10 protein-coding genes are annotated in these 20,883 nt (G+C 45.5%); 8 read left to right on the top strand and 2 right to left on the bottom strand.

All coding sequences use genetic code 11. The annotated features are described in order from the left end of the window. Positions 1 to 13: 13 nt before the first annotated feature. Positions 14 to 694, top strand: a complete 681-nt coding sequence (locus OQJ75_RS20215; protein ID WP_265974666.1) for a DUF3313 family protein — start codon at positions 14 to 16, stop codon at positions 692 to 694. Positions 695 to 698: 4 nt separating this feature from the next. Next, positions 699 to 1,820 (top strand): phospholipase A, encoded by a 1,122-nt coding sequence (locus tag OQJ75_RS20220; protein ID WP_265974667.1) that lies wholly within the window; start codon positions 699 to 701, stop codon positions 1,818 to 1,820. A gap of 133 nt (positions 1,821 to 1,953) precedes the next feature. Here the strand turns inward: OQJ75_RS20220 and OQJ75_RS20225 are convergent, their stop codons facing one another. Further along, positions 1,954 to 3,897: a winged helix-turn-helix domain-containing protein gene (locus OQJ75_RS20225; RefSeq protein WP_265974668.1), complete on the bottom strand. Its 1,944-nt coding sequence runs from the start codon at positions 3,895 to 3,897 to the stop codon at positions 1,954 to 1,956. Positions 3,898 to 4,128: 231 nt separating this feature from the next. On the opposite strand from OQJ75_RS20225, the gene OQJ75_RS20230 reads away from it, so the two are divergent. The 6 genes from OQJ75_RS20230 (at position 4,129) to OQJ75_RS20255 (ending at position 12,484) form a co-directional block, all read left to right on the top strand. After that, positions 4,129 to 4,764 carry an SDR family oxidoreductase gene (locus OQJ75_RS20230; protein ID WP_265974669.1) on the top strand — a complete coding sequence of 212 codons (636 nt, stop codon included), beginning with the start codon at positions 4,129 to 4,131 and terminating at the stop codon, positions 4,762 to 4,764. Between the two features lie 255 nt (positions 4,765 to 5,019). Beyond that, a complete protein-coding gene (locus OQJ75_RS20235) occupies positions 5,020 to 6,132 on the top strand; it encodes an NADH:flavin oxidoreductase (RefSeq protein WP_265974670.1) in 1,113 nt (370 codons plus the stop codon). A 421-nt stretch (positions 6,133 to 6,553) separates the two neighbouring features. Next, on the top strand, positions 6,554 to 7,189 hold the full coding sequence (locus OQJ75_RS20240; protein ID WP_265974672.1) for a CatB-related O-acetyltransferase: 636 nt from the start codon (positions 6,554 to 6,556) through the stop codon (positions 7,187 to 7,189). Positions 7,190 to 7,354: 165 nt separating this feature from the next. Beyond that, entirely contained in the window at positions 7,355 to 9,001 is a 1,647-nt protein-coding gene (locus OQJ75_RS20245) for an ABC transporter transmembrane domain-containing protein (protein ID WP_265974673.1), read from the top strand. Continuing rightward, positions 8,998 to 11,178 (top strand): ABC transporter transmembrane domain-containing protein, encoded by a 2,181-nt coding sequence (locus OQJ75_RS20250; protein ID WP_265974675.1) that lies wholly within the window; start codon positions 8,998 to 9,000, stop codon positions 11,176 to 11,178. The genes OQJ75_RS20245 and OQJ75_RS20250 overlap by 4 nt, the downstream gene beginning before the upstream one ends. Beyond that, positions 11,171 to 12,484, top strand: coding sequence for an HlyD family type I secretion periplasmic adaptor subunit (locus OQJ75_RS20255; RefSeq protein WP_265974676.1), 1,314 nt, complete (start codon positions 11,171 to 11,173; stop codon positions 12,482 to 12,484). Before OQJ75_RS20250 ends, OQJ75_RS20255 begins: the two co-directional genes overlap by 8 nt. A 95-nt stretch (positions 12,485 to 12,579) precedes the next feature. Here the strand turns inward: OQJ75_RS20255 and OQJ75_RS20260 are convergent. Next, a partial coding sequence (locus tag OQJ75_RS20260) for a VCBS domain-containing protein (protein WP_416340684.1) occupies positions 12,580 to 20,883 on the bottom strand: 8,304 nt, incomplete at its 5' end.

Here is a 20,883-nt window from a genome sequence, read left to right on the forward strand (position 1 = left end):
ATTAGAGGTTCACATGAAACTACATTACCTATTCCCATTGATCGTTTTATTCACTGCTGGCTGTTCAAGCAACATGCCAAATAAACAAGAAATCCAGAGCGTCGACTCAAACCACTACTTCATTGATAGCCAGTTTGATGACGACATGAAAGGGGTGTCATGGATAGCCAAAGACAGCCGTTCACTTCACTTCAATGAGTTTGAATTTACCACCGTTGGCATAAAAAGTTCGGGGATTGACCAACGAGTATCAAAGCAGGTTCAGTCTCAATTCAAAACACAGCTCCATAAGAAAATGGAGGAGAAGCTGGCGGCTAAATTACAGGGCTACAAGAACGTAGTGTTGGAGAACAAGGAACTCGATATTAGCGTGATGCTCTATGACATCAATGATATTCCAGAAGACATGCGTGTGACTGAGTTTATCCCTGTTGGCTCTGTTATCGGCGCCATTAAATATGCGGCAGGTACTCGTGACCGTTCGATTCGGATATTGGCGAGTGTGGATTTGAAAGATCATGATTCATTTCAGCTCATTGGTCGCCGTATTTTCGTTGTGAACGATAATGGCGTACTTGAGAATGAAAAATCAGAAATCACCATAGATATGCTCGATAAAAACCTCGAGCAAATCACCCAACAAGCGGTCGACTTTGCTTTTGAGGTGACTTATCTAGATAAAAAGCAAGGGTAGTGTGATGCAAGCTCGTAAACAGAACAGCGCTAGTAAACGCATCGGGATTGGTGAAAGTCTAGCTAGACACAAAAACACGCTTGCTCTGCTGGCTATAGGTCTCGCTGTGAATGCTTCAGCGTATGCCAATACTAGCGGTGCTGATGAACGAGCAAGCTATGAGCAATGTATTTTGGCTTCATTGGCCAAAGCGACCAATCAACAAAGTATCGAGTGGTTAAAGCAGCAATGTTCATCGCAAGAAGGCGTTGCATCAAGCAAGACACCCGAGAATAAGTTGTCGGGTGAAACCAGCGAAGGCGGTTTAGACTCAATCAGCGAAAGTGCACTTGAGTCTAAAGTCCCACGATTAAAGATGGAGTACACAACCGAAGATAACCCGTTTGTAATAACGCCTTATCGCTTGAACTACATTTTGCCAGTGACTCACATGACCAACGTGAATACACAGCCATATGGGGATGAGCGATTCGGAGGTAAAGCGGATGACCTCAGCGATGAAGAGATCAAACTGCAATTAAGTTTAAAAATTCCGGTGGTCGATGGTGGTGTGTTTAATCAAGCAGACAAAATCTATTTTGGTTTTACCTTGAAGTCATTTTGGCAGGCGTATTCATCCGATATTTCGGCACCATTTAGAGAGACCAACTATCGCCCAGAGATCTTCTATGAAACACCTTTGAATATCGAGTCGGCTGATGGTGTTTGGTTCTCGCGTTTGGGTTTGGAGCATGAATCTAACGGACGAACGGCAGAGCTTAGTCGCAGCTGGAACCGCGCTTATGTTGGGCTAGGGTATACCGAAGATGATTTTGCGATTTACTTCCAGCCTTGGTACCGAATCCCAGAATCGAGCAGTAGCGATGACAACCCTGATATTCAAGATTATCTCGGTCACTACGAATTGTCTGGCGCCTACAAATGGGATGGTTTCGAGGTTTCAGCATTGGGTCGTTATAACTTTCAAACCGGGTATGGCGGAATACAGACATCACTAAGCTTTCCTCTGTATGGCCGGCTTCAAGGGTATGTCCAGTGCTACAAAGGCTATGGAGAAAGCTTGATTGATTATGACTACAACAGTGAAAGGATTGGTGTCGGTATTCTACTAACCAATGCGTTATAGCGGTTATCGCTTTTTATTAAGGATTTAGCGATTAACGATTTTAGGGAGAACAGAAAAACACACCGCCTGAGTAAGCGGTGTGTTTGCAGTCTTAATAGCTAACGGCTAATAGTTAAGAACTCAGAGTTGTTCATCATTGGTTGATATCCAATTTGGATTCAATCTCGGTGACGTTGCTTTTGAAAAACATGGTTTGGGCGACTTTCAAAACCACAGAGTGACCAGATTCCAATATCGCTTCATAGTAATACTCCTCAGCCATCGCAGGGTTGCCTTGAGACTCTTCAATTTTTGCCAAGATAATCATGGACATCACACTGTATTCATTTCTCGGTATCAAGCTCAGATAGTAATCGGCTTGGTCTGGATCATCTTCAGTGAGAAAGTAGGCAGCTAACGCGTCATAGACTCGGTAGGAGTTGGCGTTGTTCTGAGCATTTAATAACTGTTTTTTAAATTTCTTATTGAGCGCTTCAACCTGCTTATTCTTATGTTTCGATCTCAATATAAAAATGTCGGCAAGCTCATACATGTAACGGTTCGACATAACGAAGTGGTTGTCGGGTTCTAGCTCATTGGCTTGGGCGATCTTAGACAAGGTGTCGGTTCTGTCTAACGTCATGAAGGTGAGCCCGAGCGCTTCAAGGGTGAGCTTTAAGGCTTCTTCTTGTTTGGGTAACTCAGAGATTTGCTGCTTCAATATCGATTTTTGAATATCCAAATTAAATGAATCCAATAGATCATCGAGCATTGAACGCATGGTCGTGTGGAGTGAAGCCGGGTCAATCAGGTAATCTCGACCTAGGTGTCTGAAATTAGAAATTCGGTTGAAGTAGGTGATATCAAGGTATTCTCTGTCGCCGTCAATTTCACTCTTGAAACTGATCACGTTGGCTGAATTCGGCACCAAGGTTTCATCGACTACGACACGGAAATCGCGATAGGTGGTCAAGTAGCTCATTAATTTATGGATGATCCCACGCTTAAAGGCATCCGTCTTCAAGTTGTCATCGATACTTACGTAGATGTATCTAGGTTCTAAAGACAAGTAATGCACAGATTCGTGTGCTTTGTGGACTTCTAGGTTTTGGCTGTCTGCTGTTTGATTAAGACGATTTTGTTCCGTTGATTGATTTGAGTCAGCGAGTGGTTGGTTTGATTCATTAGCGGCGGTATTTAAACTGCTCAAATCGAAGGCGTCCGATGTAGGGCTGGTCGGTTTTAACATCCACCAAATAAGTCCAAGCGCAATAACTATAGCGCCCCCAAACATTACAGCACGAGACGTTCTTTTCTGAGGTTTATTTTCTGCGATAGGCGCTTGTTTGTCGTTAGCCGTCTTATTTACAAGTGGTTGTTGAACGGACTGTGCTGTACTCGAATTGGTATGGCTTGGATCGACATAGCTGGAAGCGCTAGGTTGCGGATCGCTAGGTTTCGAAGCGCTAGGTTGCGGATCAACAGGCTGAATAGGCTCTTGTGAAGCAGGTTTTTCTGAGGTTGCATCGATTGAACTCTCTTCAGATTCTTCGAGTACGGTTTTGGCCTCTGAGCCTTGATTGCTTATTAGGTTCTCACCAGTAACCGATTCTGCTTTTGGTTCGACTTGTTGTTTTTTATCCTCATCCAAAACTGGCGATGTATCTGGTGCGTTTGTCTGAATTGAATGAGAGGTATCAAAGCTGTTAGATGCATGCTCTATATCTGCAACTGACACGGTATTTGTGGTGACACTTGCAGGCACCAAGATGGTTTTGTGGACATCAACATCCAGCTTATAACCACGTTTGGGCACGGTGATGATATGTCCCATAGAGTGTCGTTCAGCCGCTTTGAGTATTTTGCGCAGTTCAAAAATGGCTTGCGTGATCACCTGATCCGTTAAGATTGAGCCATTCCAGACTTCATTAATCAGTTCATCTCGTGAGAATACGATCTTAGGATTCTGGCAGAAAAAGTTGAGTAGCTTAGACAAGCGATTGTCGATAATCACGTCTTCTTCGTTCATGATGAGTTTGTCTTCATCAGGAATAAATAACCACACGTCGAAAGAATATTGAATGCGTTCTTTTTTCATAACCACCGAGACTAAGTCATTGTATTAAAATTACTTTAGTAGACATGTTGGGGCAATTCAATTAACCAATGTTTAAATATGATACGTGGTCGTGCTTTTGAGTAGATTAGTGAGAACCAGCAAAAACTCAAAAATAATATTGAGACTTATTCTCATTTATTGATCTCGATAAAGGAACGGTTTAAATTGTCTGGTTAGTATCACTACAACATGAATATTATGAGGTTTTTTATGAGTACGGTCGTTGTATGGGGAGCAGGAAGTGGGCTAGGTGCTGCAATTGTTGAGCACTTTCACAAGCAAGATTATCAAGTGATAGCCGTTGCGAGAAGCCCGGAGAAGAACACGCGTTTAGCTGAACTTGGTGTCACCACACTTCGCTGTGATGCTACTGATAAAGAGCAAGTTGAATCTGTGGTTGCTCAGTTACCTAAATCTGCACTTATCGTTTCTAGTATGGGCAGCTTCAGAGCTGACATTCCTGTTGATTACATTGGACACCGACATCTAACAGACGCGCTTGAAGCCAATGGTATCGCTCGATTTGTACTGGTAACGTCGTTGGGTTGTGGTGACTCTTGGCAGTATTTGTCGGAGCGATCTAGAAAAGGGTTTGGCGCAGCGGTTCGTGAAAAGTCGTTGGCTGAAACTTGGTTAACCTCGAGCTCTTTGGATTACACCATCTTACGCCCGGGTGGCTTGTTAGACGGTGAGGAAACTGGTAATGGCGAGCTTTCCCAACAGGTCGAAGTTCATGGTGTGATTTACAGACAAGAAGTGGCGCGCCTCATCGAAACTCTATTGGCGAACGAAGCGAGTATCGGCCAAGTGTACCAATGTATCGACCCTACGGTTAAATACGGCTAACTCTTTTAAAGCGTTAGTCAGAGGTATATCTACCTTGTCATAAACTTCTAAAGCCGTTTAGCCTGACTGAACGGCTTTTTGTTTTCTGTCCTCAACGTCCTTCTATTCGAAGCAAATGTGCCTGTTTCTTATGTGAGAGTGCCGCTCTCTTAATCTAGATTAAGTTTTGCTTGTCATATTCTCTGTAGTATCCGCCTGAATCAGTGCCCATGCTTGATGGGTAACTCGCGTAATACGATTTTGAGAGGAAGACACTTGAGCACTTTGTTTACAGAAACCCACATTGGCAAGATGACACTAAAGAACCGCTTCATGAGAAGTGCAACGTGGGAAAATATGGCCACCGAAGATGGGCATATGACAGATAAACTGTACGCTATCTACGAAGAGTTGGCTCAAGGTGAAGTCGGCCTGATCGTGACGGGTTACGCGAACATCGTTGAAGAAGAAAAGCCTAATGCGGGCATGATGGGGATGTATAACGACTCATTCATTGCAGAGTATCAGAAACTGACTCAACTGGTGCACGACAACGACTCTAAAATCGTGATGCAATTGGCTTATGGTGGCACCAAAACCACGCATGATCTTGGCGAACGAGTGATCTACGCACCAAGTGAGGTTCCGGAAAAAGGAACTCAAACACTAGGCAAAGCGATGACCAAAGATGAGATAGACTACATTGTTGATGCATTTGCTCAAGCGTCTTTGAGAGCACAAAAATCAGGCTTTGATGGCGTTGAGATTCATGCCGCTCACACTTACCTAATTAACCAGTTCTTAAGCCCTTACTACAACCAACGTGAAGATGAATACGGCGGTAGTTTAGAAAACCGCATGAGATTCTTGTTAGAGATCTATACCGCAACGCGCAAGCTGGTGGGTGATGATTTCCCTATCTTGGTTAAGCTTACAGCTTCGGAGTTTTTTGAAGGTGGCGTGACCTTCGACGAAACGCGCTTAGTTTGTAAAAAGCTTGAACAAGTGGGCGTTGATGGCATTGTCGTGTCAGGTAATATTCATGGTAAAGCCGACACTATGATTGGCGAGTCGCACGATGGTTTTACCATTCAAGCTGAAGGCTACTTCCACGAATATGGTCACGCGATCAGCCAAGACGTTAATATCCCGGTTATCACGGTTGGCGGCCTAACGGATTTGGATGCTATCGAAGCGATTGCAAACAACACAGGCATTGAATACTTCGCGCTTTCAAGACCGCTGCTTTCTGAACCGCATTTAGTGAAGCGTTGGAAGGAAGGGGATAGAAACCCTGTTGAATGCGAACGATGCTCTAAGTGTCGCACTAAGCGCGGCAACTTCTGCGTGGTGAATAAAGACAGAAAAGTACAGCTTGCTCGCATGTAGTCGCTGAATCCAGCTCCAAGCGAGAGCCGAAGTTTATAGCTGACTCTAAGTTTGAGCCTGTGTAATCGCGCAGGCGCTTGTTTATTCCGTATTCCACGAAACGAAATTTGAAACCTAATTAATCACATCTTCCTGTTAAATTGGCGCGATTAAACAGATACACTACGCCTGTAAATTATCTAACCAAGTTATCGATAACAAACTGAGCAAACTTTGAAATTACTTCCTCTTCTTAAGCAACCTCGAATCCACTGACGCCTCTTTAGTTTTAGCGACTTTGCTATGATTTAAGCGTGATACTTATTATTCATCCCAGTGAACCGTGTGTTTATAGGGCATTAGTTCGTGCACCTTGAATTTGCATCGTCGAACACTTTGATATTGAAACGAATAAAACTAAATAGATCATTCAGAGGTAAAAATGCAAAAGAAGCATTGGTCCAAATTCGAGTTACTGCATGAAGTCGTAACCAACCCCAATATTCACGTAAAAGGTCAACACAGTTATTACAGCGATTGCTGGGATAATGGCTTTGAACAATCGGTAGTGCGCTATTTACATGGCGATGAAGTTAGCCGCCAGTGGGAGCAGCGATGGGAAATCGACGAACTCTATATTGGTGATTATGTCTGTATTGGCGCAGAGGTTGTGATTTTAATGGGCGGCAACCATACGCACAGAGTCGATTGGTTTTCACCGTATCCATTTATGGATGTTATCGACGATGCCTACATTGGCAAAGGCGATACTCACATTGAAGATGGGGTGTGGTTAGGCATGCGAGCGATGGTGATGCCCGGTGTGACGATTGGCGAAGGCGCTGTAGTTGCAGCGAATAGTGTGGTGACTAAAGACGTCGCTCCCTACAGCATTGTTGGTGGCTCTCCAGCTAAAGTCGTCAAATACCGCTTTGATGAGTCCGTTATTGATGAGCTCATTTCATTCAAAATATACGAGTGGCCAGAAGAGAAGTTTGAAGCGTTGAGACCGTATTTATGTAACTCAGACTTTTCAAAGTTAAAGCAGGCGATAACGGATTACGACAATTGTTTGTAAGGAGTGTTTGTAAGGAGTGTTTGTAAGGTACGGGTATAGCCACAGATTTGTGTAGAAAGATCTGTGTCATATTTATATTGAAAAACACGTTAAATCAGTCCGTTACCTTGCAATACTCAACATGGTGTACCAATCTTATTTCATAAGCATGGATAAGGATTGTGTATGCCCGCAAGTTCAATGAAAAACAAAGGGGTGGTGGGGAAAGTCCTACTGCCTTCTTTGCTCATAAATCTTCTCTCTCTCGCCGTACCGTTAACGGTTTTACAAATTTACGATCGTATCTTACCTAACCAGAGTTATGGGACTGCCACTCTGTTATTAGCGGGTGCGACGTTGGCTGTCGCTATGGAAGCGCTCATCCGGTTTGTGCGAACTTGGCTTTTGTCTGCCGCGGCCAGTAACACCGAGAAAGCGACTTATCAAACTTTGGTTGAAAGGGTGACTAACGCGTCATCCGCTCATCTTCGTCATTTAGGTGTTGGTGGCGTAGAGGAAGGGCTCGGCTCTGTATCCAAAGTTAAAGATTGGTATTCCGGTGGGGTGATTGCAGGTTTTATTGATTTACCTTTTGCATTGATCTTCTTGGGCTTGGTGGCTTACATCGGTGGTGAGCTAGTGGCGATACCTTTGGCAGTTTGGCTGATTACTCTCGGAATTGTTTGGCTATCTTCTATTCGCGTGAAAAGCTTAAGTGAAGAAGCTTCCCAAGATGAGCAGGAGAGAAAAGCCTTCTTGATTCTTCTTAGTCAAACCATTCAGGGAATTAAACGGCAGGCCGTTGAGTCTCGAATCTTCAATCAGTTTAAATCGCTTAATAATGTCCGCTCTCAATCCAAAGCCAAAGAAGAGGAACAGAACGCCTTCGCCCAAGAGTCTATTCAGCTTGCAGCCTTAGCGACGTCAGTTTTACTCGTGATTACTGGCAGCTTGTGGGTATTGGATGGTCAATTGACCACAGGTGGGTTGGCAGCATGTTCTATCTTATCAGGCAGAGCGGTTGCACCGTTAAGCGCTCTGGTTGGCGTTCGAATCAAGCTTAATTCAATACACAGTGCCAATCAGGCAATAGAAAAATTGAGCGACTTATCACTATCGGAGTCTTCAGATTCTGAGCAAGCTGAGAGCCACGTATCTGACTTTGAGACCTTGGAAATCAAGCAAGCGACCGTTGAAAGATACGGTGAACTCGCTCATGCAGATGTCACACTAAATAAAGGTGAGTTGGTATTGTTAGAGAGTGAGGATCGCCATACCAACAGTCATTTATTGTCGTCGATTGCAGGTATTGATGATCTAAAGTCGGGTGAGTGCTTCATTAATGGAGCTGCCGTTTCAATCGCATCCGTAACCAATATTGCGGCCTACTGTGGTGTTAAAGGGCAATTGGTGTCAGGCACTATTCTCGACAACTTGTGCGGGTTTGATCCTGAGAGAACACATAGCGCCAGTGACTATGCTAAGCGTTTGGGTTTAACCAAGGAAATTACTCGATTACCGGATGGGCTAGAGACACAAATTGGCCATACAAGTGCGTCTCTGCTGAGTATGGGCAACGTGAAAATGCTCAATATCGCGACTCAACTGGCAAGTGATAAACCCATTATCATGTTAGAAAGGCCAGACTCCTCGCTTGATTTAGATGCCCTTGGAAATCTAGCTAAAGTGTTGGAAGAAGAAGTGACGGCAGGACGGACGGTACTGATGGTGAGCTACCATTCTAAACTTCGCGAATTAGCTAATCGAATCATTACAGTGGAACGTCGAGCTATTGCGGTCGACAGTGAGAATAACCAGGAGGCTATCGTATGAATCGTTTAGATGCGAGCAACCGTGCAGGTACGAATGGTCGACAGGAGGTGATGAACCATTTAGAAAATGAAAGCCTTTCTGTCCTTAAACAGTTGGAAGTGAATGCGAATATCCAGTTGTTCGCACATCAATGGGTCGATGAAAATGGGATTGAATCAATCGACGATATGTTTGCCCTGTTCGATAGGCTTGCATTGCCCTATCGCTTGGTTGCCAACCTAGATGAAGTTGGCGAACATAAATTGGTCTTACTGGTACTTGGTGAAAATGAGCTGGTCTCTGGTCATTTAGAGTCGAAACAGTTTATCGCTTTTGATGCCAATGAAGACATTGCCGAGATACCACAGTTTTGCATTGTTATCGAAGGTCCACCACTAGAGAAAGCTTCTCCTGATTGGGTTGGCGAACGGCTACATGCGTTTCGTCCCATCATTCCTAAATTGTTGTTGGTCAGTTTTATCACCAACTTGTTTGCACTTGCCGTCCCCTTTATCACGATGTCGATTTATGACCATGTGATTGGTGGTGATGCAGGGCATGAGCTGCAAGGTATCGCCATTGGCGCGGCCTTGTTGTTTGTCATGATGGGTTGGTTAAGAACATTGCGCAGCCGAGTGTTTTCTTCAGTTTCAAACCGAGTGAGTCGTGAGATATCTCAATCCCTAGTGCAGCGGCTGCTTCGAAATAGCTATGCTCAAAATCAGCAAACAGCCTCTTCTAGTCAGCAAAACCAAGTGATGCTGTCGGAGCGTATTTCAGGTGTGTTATCGGGGCCATTAGGAAATGCGCTGTTTGATCTGCCATTCGTTCTAATTTTTGTACTCGCGATTGGTGTATTAGGCGGATGGTTGGTGCTGGTTCCTCTAGTCTCTTTGGTTATTTATTACTTGCTAGCAAAACGTTCGATACGCTCTAGCAGCAAGCGCTCAATGCAATCGACGGTAGCAGGTACGAATCGTCAAAACATGACTAATGAGCTTTCATCCAAACTCGCCTTCATTCGCAGTGCTGGATTCTCGGGGCACTGGATTCAACGCTTCAAAAAGGCCAATATTCTTGCTTCTACAGTGACCTTTAATCAATCGGTTCTCCAGAGTCGGTACACCTCGATTTACTATTTCATTGGAGTGGGTTCGACATTAGCTGTGATGGGGCTAGGAATAGGGCTCATTTTTGAACAAGTGATGACCCCCGGTGGCTTGATTGCTTCAATGATGTTGATATCCAAGGTGACGGGGCCTGCTCAGGTGTTGGCAAACAGCGCGATGCGTTTTAATAGCTTTAATCAATCCAAGCTGCAAGTGAACCGTATCTTGTCTCAGCCGTCTGAGCGTGAATTCAGTTACCAGCATCACCCGTTGCCTGTGGTAGCGCCTAACTTGAAATTAGACCAAGTGACACTGCGTTATCCTAAGCAGAGTCGCCCAGCATTGAACGGCGTGAGTTTTGATATTGAAGCCGGCGAAATTGTCGCGATTACTGGCCCTTCTGGGAGCGGTAAATCAACATTGATCGAAGTACTGTCTGGCTTACAGCCTATCCAAAATGGCATGGTAGAGCTTGAAGGCGTTAACCTCGTTCAATACGACCCGCAGCTCTATCGTCACTGGTGCTTCATTCGAGCCGCTTATCCTGATTTGCTCACACTGAGTATTCGAGAGTGGCTAAACGACGGCCATAAAGTCGAAGACCAGAAAATGATCTCTGCGATTGAAATGGTCGGCGGAAAGCGTTGGTTCGAGACATTGTCTGGTGGGCTAGATACGTCCATCAGCAGTATTCAACCGGATAGCCTTTTTGACATGTTGTCTGGCAGTGTTGCGCAGATACTCATTGATGCAAAAGCGCTGGTTTATGACTACCCCATGTTCTTAATGGACAACCCTGTGCCTGATGCTCACCCAAATGCTAAGCGCATATTTGGTGAGTTTGTGCAGTCGAAAAAAGGAAAAGCAACGGTGATCTACACTTCTCACGATCCGGATCTAATCAAGCTTGCCGATAAAGTCGTGGTGTTAAATGAAGGTGCTGTGGTTTATGCAGGCCCATTAGAGGCTGAGCAACCTTCAGAGCCTCAAACGTCTCAAGAACAATCGCTCTCTCAAGAGCCGTCTGTTCAACAAGATGCAGCCCCACAAGAACAATCAGAGTCTAAGCAAGGAGTCGCTAATGGCTAAACAACCTATCGAGAAGGGCAAGCGCTACGGTGAACTTGTTGAATCACAAAATACGGCTCGTACATTGGCATTGGCGACGTGGTCAGTTGCCTTGTGTGTTATCGCTTTTGCCACTTGGTCTGTCGTCACTCAAGTTGATGAAATTGCCAAAGCCAAAGGCGCTGTGATTCCAGAAGGCGAGAAGCAAGTATTACAAAGTGCAATTGGCGGTAAGTTAAAGCAAATTCTCGTTAAAGAAGGCCAGTTGGTTGAGAAAGGTCAGCCTCTTGTTGAGTTTGATGCCACCTTCCAACGTACCGCTCTTGAAGAATTGAAATCTCAACAAGTGACGCTTCTAGCCAGTGTGGAACGTATGAATGCTTTGCTTGAACAGCGTGAGCCAAATCTTGCTGAGTTTGAGGTCGATTATCCAGAGATCGTTAGTCAACAAAAAGCGCAGTTGAATGCACAAAAAACCCTCTATTTTCAAAAGCGTGTGGTACTTGAGAAAGAGAGTGAACAAATTGCAGAGCAGCTTCGTAGTGTAGAAAAATCACTACCTAGCTACGAGAAAGAGCTGAATGCGACCAAGCAAGAGTTGAACATACTGGAGAAGGGTTATAAAGCGGGCAATATTTCACGTTTACGTGTGCTTGAAATGCAACAAAAACTGGCCAGTATCGAACAAAAAATCGAAGAAGCTCGTGGTAAGAAAGCTGTGTTAATCAAGCAAGCAGACAGCACTGAACAAAAAATTGAACAGCTTTTGGCAGAGGCGAAGGCGAAAGTGAGCGACGATCGCTCTAAAGCCGTATCTGACTTATCAGCACTGAATGCCAGAGTTCGTTCAAGCCAAGCTAAATTGACGAACACAATGTTGGTGTCACCGCTACAAGGCTTGGTGCAAAGCCTGCCAAGTACGCAAAACGGTGGTGTTATTCAGCCGGGTGGCACTGTGGTTGAAATCGTTCCTGTTGGTGGGAAAGCTGACTTTAAAGCTCGTTTGTCGCCAAGAGATATTGGTTTTGTGAATGTTGGGCAGCCGACTCGAATCAAGATTGATGCGTTTGATTACAGCCGCTTTGGGGCGCTAAAAGGGGCGGTTGAGAGTATTTCACCGACCACAAGTCAAAGTGAACGCGGTGAAATCTATTATGAAGTCGTCGTCTCGGTGGATGTTCCCTATTTCCGTGATAATCCGGAGAGCTTTTCTATCTTGCCAGGTATGACGGGCGAGGTAGATATTACAACCGGTGAGAAGTCCGTTTTCCAGTATTTATGGAAACCGATCTACACCAATGTCAGTGTCGCATTTGGTGAAAGGTAATCGTTATATAGAGTGTTGAGAGTAAACGAATAACAACAGCAAATAATAAAAAGGGAGCACATCATGTGCTCCCTTCTGTTTGGTCTCGTTATCGGTTAACTATTAGGATCAATGTCCGGCAGCCCGTCTACGTCGTTGTGATGGTGATGCTCATCATCTTGGTTGTGGTTGACGTTCGCATCATGGTGTTCAAGCGCATCCGACATATCCAAGTGCGTTTGGTCATGTGTTACTGCATCTTGTTGGTCGACTTGTGCTAGTACGATGTCCATATCCGCAGGTTGATCGTGAACCGTTGTCGATGTCGCATCGGGTTTAATGCCCAATGCATCCAGATAAGCTGCTGCACCATGGTGGCTGGTTTTCTGATCGGGTTCTTGATGGGTCTGCTGGGTTAAATCTAGATTACTATCATCGCTTAGTGTGACCGTAAAGTCGGCTTGCGAAGCCATGTCTGGCTCGTCATGTTGAACAGGAGGCGGTGGTGGTGGAGCAGGGTGTGATGTATGGACGACAGGAGTGATTGTCATATCAACCACTTCAGTTCCAACTGTCAGCTTACCACTATGTCCTGGTCCATGACTGAGTATTTGGATGTTTACATGGGCGACCACTTCATCTTGATTTGTTCCTTGTAGTGCGACCTCAAATTTGTCTTCATGTTGACCGATACCCGAAGCGCTACCATGAGGGCCCGTGTGAACTTGGGCTTGCTCTTGGTAATGTAAGTGACCAGTTTGAGGGTCAATGGTCAATGTTCCATATTGCCCATGATGACTGGTCACATACTGTCCATTAGGTAAATGGATTCGCCAACCACTTTGTGCTGTTGGTACTGGAGTTAAAGATGGTAACAGTGGTGGTACCCCAAGCGTACCAGACACTTGGTGACTTCCTGATGGTGGTCTGACAACGATCGGTTCAGGTATAGCACTTGTAGCGAAACCTTGGCTACCTGCGGTATTACCGTGTTCGTCAGTCATTGTTGCTTGCACATTAGAACCGGGATGAACTTCAATTTGTATTCCATGTTGAAGACTGTGAGCATCTAGTACATGGTCCTGTCCGTTAACAACAAGATGCTCACCTATTTTGGCATCACCAGGAGGCGTAACGGTTGCTGTAATCGTGTTTGCCAGTCCTCGGGCGATTTCAGCTTTGCTGTATAAGTTGTCTGCCCCTGCGTTTTCAAAGGTAATCGTAGGAACGCTAACCTGTGTATCGACTTGGTAAGTAACATCTGCAGTGGCATGAGCGCTATTACCTGCGGTATCTGTTACCGCTACTGATGCCTCTATTTTTTGGTCAGCATCGGCAAGGAGTTCACTGCCAGGTACGGCAATTGAATAGTGTCCTTTTGCATCGACCACGCCAGTATGCTGTGTCCCATTTACATCTAAAGTCACAATGTCGCCTGCATTATAATCGCCAGAAACGGATCCGGTGATGTCAATGGAGTTGTTGGATTCTTGAGCATTAATCACATTGTCGGCGGTAATCGGGTTTGTTTGAATACCGACGTGCACTTGTGTATCTATATGGACGGAAAGAAGCGAAGAGGTAGCCGGTAGCACTGACGAAGGAGCCAATGCTTTGGCGGATAGATTATGATCGCCCTCCGATAAGCTGCTCACCGCCACACTATATTGCCCCGAGCCATCAGAGACTGCATGACCAATAGGTGTGGAGCCATCATAGATAGTGACTTGTGAGTATGGAATATCAGTGTGTCCCGTGATGGTTGGTGTGGTTTCTTTGGTGACGTTATCGGTATCTGATAAACCAGTATCACTAGATGCTGCTAAGTCGACGGTGATTGCATTATTTGGCGGAGTGTTTGTCCCGGTTGGTAAACTTGGTTGTGTGGTCGTTACCAGTGGATTTGAAGGTACAGAAGTTGAAATCGTCGGTGATTGCCCTGGTACAACTGAAACATGACCGTTGGCATCAAAAGTGATGAACTTTGACGACTCACCACCGTGATTGTCCGCCACTTTGACTTCAAACATGTCGGTGCCGTGGTATGTGTGTGTCGTCGCGTTATAACTCATTCCAGCAACCGAACCATTGGCTGTATATACATACGCGCCCGAATCTGGGTCGACCGAGAGTGAACCGAATTGACCTGTTGAATTGACGACAGAGAAGGTATGAGTGTCTTTCACGTCAACATCGGTCTCGGTAAGCGTGCCTGTTGTTGGGGTTGTCTGAGTTACCGATAAAACTGGGTCATCGTTGGTGCCTACGATCTTAATATCAATAACATGCGAATCACCACCAACAGTATGTACGTTGTATTGGACATGTTCCTCTTGCCCTACAGCTAATTGCTGAATTTGGCTGTTGTTAACGGTATAAGTCCAAGAGCCATCTTTGGAAATATGAAGACCACCGTGAACGCCACTGTTAAATGGATCATGGCGTTTGCCCACATCCGTTGAGAATGATGATTGGTCGTGGTCAGGATCTAGGGCACTCAGTTTACCTGATATGATCTCGACAGGCGTTGAAGAGCGATCTTCATACACATCGGGATTTGAGGTGACGGATATCGTTGCCTTGTCATTACTCCCTTGAACTAGCACTTCAATATGTTTGGTTGCGGTTGAGCCGTCAGTAGATATCGCAGTGATATCAAAACCTTCTGCCTTGGTCTCTCCTTGTTGTAGAACATTGGCCTTTGAATGGTCTAGGTCATAATGCCATTGCCCATTGCTATCCACATGAAGGGTGCCGTAAGAGCCAACAGAGTTACCTGCAGTAAAGATGACGGAATCTTTACTGTCGGAATCGTGCGCGAGGAGGGTGCCGAAAATAGAGGTAACCTTGTCCTCAACAGCCGTTCCCAATGCGGCCGTTAATGCGTCAGGCGTATCAATCATCACATGGTCATCGGTGCCTAAGATTTTGGCTGTCAGCGGGATTCGTGTTCCATCTGCGGTGAGCAGAGTGATCGTATCAGTCAGAGAATCGCCATGACTCAGTGATTGAACTTCAGTGTGACTATTATCCGCACTGTAGCTCCATTTATCGTGGCCATCGGTTGAATGAGTGAAGTTGAAGGTACCGTGTGCGCCAGCAAGGTTCATCGCGAAATTTGCTGGTACCGTGTGCTTAACACCGTTGACTTCTATTTGAGTAACTTTTGCCTCTGATGGTGAGTCTACATCTTGAATATCGAGGTTTTTCCAACCTGACCATAACTCATTGGTGCTTGTCCCCGATTTAAGATGATCTTCAGTGACAAAGTTGGAGGCGAGTGTCGATTGTAATGTGGCAGAGTCATTGCTCGGCAACAGCGTGGCAGAAGCGCCAGTATGAGTAACGCCACCGTGAGCATCTTTGACGTCATAAGTGAAATGCACTTTACCGTTGAAGTTATGGTCTGGAGTGAAGGTAAATGTACCATCTTTGTTGTCGACGAGAGTGCCGTGATCCGCATGCAGATTGGCGATAGAGAGTTTCCCGGCATCGTTAGTATCAACATCAACCGTATTTGCAAGTAACTCGGTTGTTGTGATGGTTTGTGTGAGATCTTCTTTTCCGCTGTTGAGCTGAACTTCTGACGAGCAGTACGGGCGGTCATTGTCGCCATGAATGGTGATATGAATATCGTGAGTAGTGCCATCAGCCGCTTTGACGGTGACAGTATCCGTTATTGATTCACCTTGACCGAGATGATCAATTTTTCTACCTGTTGCGTCTTGGCCTATGGAAGCGTAGTAGCTCCAATCTCCGTTACTCTGAAGTATCACATGTCCGTGTGTACCTTGGTAAGTGCCTGTTTGGGCGTGGCTTTCACCTGAGTCTGGATCAACGATGTTCAAGTGGCCATCAGTGTGTATTTCATCGTTCCATATTTTACCGATGTTTCCATGCATGTGATCTGGTGAACGATCATCGACGTAGCCGCCAGACATTGAACCATCTGGCGCTGTATAGGTATGTCCTTCATGAACATCTCCCGTATCGCGGCCAGTGAACTGTGCAGCATCGCTAACCGCGTCAATATGCAGAGTGTTGGTTGCTTCTTGTGAATCGACATGTCCGTCATTAACGGTAAATTTAAACTGAACATCACCGTTAAAGTCGGTGGCTGGGACAAACTGAAGTTTAGCGATATCGGTAGTCGCGATACTTTGACCAGCAGTGATATCGTGTCCATCGAGTACAAATTTACCTTGAGCCGCTGGTGGCAGGTCAGTGATCGCGATAGAGTGAAGCGTATCGCCTGTATCGACGTCGGTGAATCCGAATTGACTCGCCTGCATTTGATAGTTTATATCTTCCGTGCCGTTGCTTAGAACTACCTTGGTGACTGTTGGTGTGTCATTGGAGCCGACGACATCAATATTTAAGTCGTAGGCAGTACCATCGAAGCTGTGTACTCGATAGGTAACCGTTTCAACTTGCCCTTGAGCTAGGTGTTGAAGCGCCGCGTTGTCGACGCTATAACCCCAATTACCCGCGCTATCAATTCGAAGCATGCCACCAAATGGATCATGAATAGAGGTTTCGCCAAACTGACTGTATTGGAATTTATTTTCACCGCTGTCGGGGTCAATGACTTGAAGTTGGCCGTTAGCTAATTCAGTCGTGGTGCCGTTGTTGTGCGTTGCATGTGGTCCATCCTCAATAACACTTCCGGTGGTCACTTCAGAGATAATGGCCTTGTCTGGGGTCGCTACGAGAGTGGTATTTGCACCAGTGTGGGTGGTACCTCCATGAGCATCTGTCACGTCATAAGTGAAGTGAACTTGGCCGTTATAGTCTTTGGTTGGAGTAAAAGTATATGTTCCGTCTTTGTTATCGATAACAGAACCATGATCGACTAATAGATTCGCAATGGAAAGTTTACCTACGTCATTCACATCTACGTCGACAGTATTGGCAAGAAGCTCTTGAGCAGTCAACGTTACTTGCGTGTCTTCTTTACCACTATTAAGTTGAACTTCACTATTGCAATAAGGCCTATCGTTGTCACCATGTATCGTGATAACAATATCATGAGTAGTACCGTCTTTACTTTGTATCGTTATTGTATCAGTGAGAGTCTCATTTGCACCAAGTTGATCAATCGTCGATCCTACTTTTGTTGTTAATCCACCATTTACATCAGCAGTGCCGGTCGCAACACCATAAAACCATTTACCATCTGTATTAAGAATCAAATGGCCATATTTTCCATGATAGGTATAACCAATACCTTTAGAATCAAAACTATTCTCGCCGGTATCTGGATCGATGATTGTTAGTTGTCCCTCAACATGAATCATACTATTAGTTAAATGCGCTATACCTGGCTGGGCAAAGTCTGGTGACATATCAGGGTTTCTGTTTTCATAAACATCGCCAGTATCAACACCTGCTATAACGGCTTTATCTCCAACCGCATCAATATGAAGTGTGTTGGTAGCCTCTGCAGAGTCGGTATGCCCATCATTAACAGTATATTTAAACTGAACATCGCCATTAAAATCTTGCGCAGGAACGAACTGAAGTCTACTGATGTTAGCTGCAGGGATCTGTTTTCCCGTTGTAACATCGTGCCCATCGAGCACAAACTTACCTTGAGCCGCTGGTGGCAGGTCAGTGATCGCGATTGAGTGGAGCGTATCGCCTGTATCGACGTCGGTGAACCCGAACTGACTGGCCTGCATTTGATAGTGTGTATCTTCTGTGCCGTTGTTGAGAACCACTTTGGTGACTGTCGGTGCGTCGTTGGTACCCGTAACGGTAATAGTAATACGGTGAGGCGTGCCATCCGCAGACTGAACCTCATAGATGACATCTTTAGTTTCACCTTGCTTTAGGGCTTGTACTGCAGGGTTACCATTTGCCAAAACGTAATCCCAATTTCCATAGCGGTCGATGTGCATTTCTCCCTGAAAGGGGTCATTGATGGCTTTTTCATGTCCAAATACACCCGTCGCCCTGAAGTGATCTTCTCCAGCATCTGGATCGGATACAGAAAGGCTTCCGGTCACTTGAATATGATGCATCGAATCGGGGAAAACGTGCCGATCTTCGATAATCGACCCCGTATCGACTCCGGTAATTGTTGCTGTGTCTCCTACTGGGGCCAAGTTCATGGTTGCTCCCGTATGTGTTACGCCGGAGTGTGCATCTTTTACATCGTAGGTGAAGTGCACTTGCCCGTTGTAGTCTTTATCGGGTGTGAAAGTATAGGTGCCATCTTGGTTGTCGAGAATAGAACCATGATCAGCATGCAAATTAGCGATAGTGAGCTTGCCGGCATCGTTAGCGTCAACGTCAACAGTGTTTGCCAATAACTCGATTGCTGTGATGGTTTGTGCGGAGTCTTCTTTACCTGAATTGAGCTGCACTTCAGAGGCGCAGTAAGGTCGGTCGTTGCTGCCATGAATAGTGATAACAACGTCATGAGAGGTGCCATCTTTCGAGTATATCGTGATAGTGTCAGTAAGTACTTCTCCTTCACCTAACTGATCAATAGCGCTACCTCTGTTTGTGGTTATACCGCCTTTTATACGTATATTTCCGGCATCAGCATAATAAGACCATGTTCCATCTTCTCGCAGCATTAAGTCGCCAAATCTTCCCGCATAGTTAAATCCAAGGCCTCGTGAATCAAACGTTGTTTCACCACTATCTGCATCAGTAATCGTTAGCGCTCCACTTGCATATAGCGGAGTTCGACCAAGGGTACTCATCAGAGGTTGGGCATAATCCGGAGACATATTTTGACCTGCAGTGCCTTCGATTACATCACCAGTGTCGACACCACCAATAACTGCGGAGTTGTTAACCCCTGTAATCGTAATAGAGAGATTTTGAGTGCTGCTTGCATTATGTTCGTCTGTGACTGTAACGGGAACAGTCAACGTTTTCGTGACACCAGATGCTAATGATTGATAGGTCGAGTGAGCAGGGTTGAAGCTATAACTGCCGTCCGGATTAACCACCAAACCATCAATCTGCGGTGCGCTGTAAGTCAATGTCGCGCCTGTATCTATATCGTGACCAACCATTTGTCCTTTTAGAACGCTTCCACCTTCAGTTACGGAGTGAGATTGTGCATTGATGACTGGGGCATCGTTGGTACCGTGTACTGTTAACTCAATAGTGTGAGTGGTGCCATCAACAGAACGAATGACAACTGAGTCTTGTTTTACTTCGCCCTCAGCAAGGTTTTGGATATTACGATTGTCTAGTGTGTAGGTGTAATGGCCATCTCGCATAAGCAATACGTGCCCACCTAATTTGGTGTCATAGCCAATACCTTGATAGGTTTGTGGACCAATATTTGGGTCAAACTGAGCTTCACCCGCATCGGGGTCTTGAATATTTAGCTGGCCGTCATAATGCAGTTGATAATGGGTATCTATGTAGCCACGATCTTCGGTCACTCCCCGTAAGTCTGCATTGGCTTGTGCGTCGGTAATAATCGCGTTGTCTGGAGCGGCGGTAAGGTCGAATTTAGCTTGTGTATTAACGATACCACCATGTGTATCTTCAACTCGGTAGGTCAGACGAACCTCGCCGTTGTAGTCTTTGTCTGGAGCAAAAGTATAGGTGCCGTCTTTGTTATCGGTCACGCTTCCATGTGTGGCGTGTAAATTCGTCACAAGCAATATATCGCTAGTATCAACGTCGCTGGCATGTGTTAGTAAATCAGAAACCTTGATGGTTACGGGTTGATCCTCTTTTCCCGCAGGAAGCTGAGTCCACGCACTGACTATTGGTTTGTCGTTGCTACCTTGCACATCGATAACAATTTTATGAAGGACTGTCGCTCCGGCTGAATCGGTTGCGGTAATCCAGAATGATTCAGACTGATGTTCACCAGTCGCTAGCTTATCTGCGGCACTACCGGTTGAATTGTCTAGCTGATAGTGCCAATGACCATTCTGGTCAATCGATAGCGTTCCCCATTGGCCTTGTGGTTGATTGATTGCCCATTTAATGGTGTCAGATTTATCTAAATCAGTCGCGGTTAAACTCCCTGTCGCATCAGGGGTTCCTGCCGTATTTAAACCCTGTTCGATAACTGCACCACTTGAGGTTCCTGAGATAGTGGGGCGGTCATTGGTGCCGTTAACCGTGACTGTGATTTGATGTGGTGTGCCGTCTGCCGAATGAACGGTAATCGTGTCGGTGGCAGTAGCGCCTTTGCCCAAGGCTTGCACGGTTGGATTGGTGTTATCGAGGCCGTAAGTCCACGCTCCATTATCTTTGAGGTGGAGCGTGCCTAAAGCACCTGCAATATCGGTATTCGAGAAGTGTGCTTCCCCCGTATCGATATCAGTAATCGTCAATGTGCCGGATGTTTGCAGTTGAGTTTCTTCCGTTACTGCACCGGCGTTTGTACCACCAATCACTGCTTTGTCGTTAGTGCCGTTTACTGTAATCGTCATTTG

The sequence above is a fragment of the Vibrio sp. 14G-20 genome (assembly GCF_026241515.1).
Taxonomy (GTDB): Bacteria; Pseudomonadota; Gammaproteobacteria; order Enterobacterales; family Vibrionaceae; genus Vibrio.

What these genes read in the sequence shown, in the direction of transcription:
- OQJ75_RS20215 (WP_265974666.1), top strand. Translation starts at nt 14, where the DNA reads ATGAAACTACATTACCTATTCCCATTGATCGTTTTATTCACTGCTGGC.
- OQJ75_RS20220 (WP_265974667.1), top strand. Translation starts at nt 699, where the DNA reads ATGCAAGCTCGTAAACAGAACAGCGCTAGTAAACGCATCGGGATTGGT.
- OQJ75_RS20225 (WP_265974668.1), bottom strand. Translation starts at nt 3,897, where the DNA reads ATGAAAAAAGAACGCATTCAATATTCTTTCGACGTGTGGTTATTTATT.
- OQJ75_RS20230 (WP_265974669.1), top strand. Translation starts at nt 4,129, where the DNA reads ATGAGTACGGTCGTTGTATGGGGAGCAGGAAGTGGGCTAGGTGCTGCA.
- OQJ75_RS20240 (WP_265974672.1), top strand. Translation starts at nt 6,554, where the DNA reads ATGCAAAAGAAGCATTGGTCCAAATTCGAGTTACTGCATGAAGTCGTA.
- OQJ75_RS20245 (WP_265974673.1), top strand. Translation starts at nt 7,355, where the DNA reads ATGCCCGCAAGTTCAATGAAAAACAAAGGGGTGGTGGGGAAAGTCCTA.
- OQJ75_RS20250 (WP_265974675.1), top strand. Translation starts at nt 8,998, where the DNA reads ATGAATCGTTTAGATGCGAGCAACCGTGCAGGTACGAATGGTCGACAG.
- OQJ75_RS20255 (WP_265974676.1), top strand. Translation starts at nt 11,171, where the DNA reads ATGGCTAAACAACCTATCGAGAAGGGCAAGCGCTACGGTGAACTTGTT.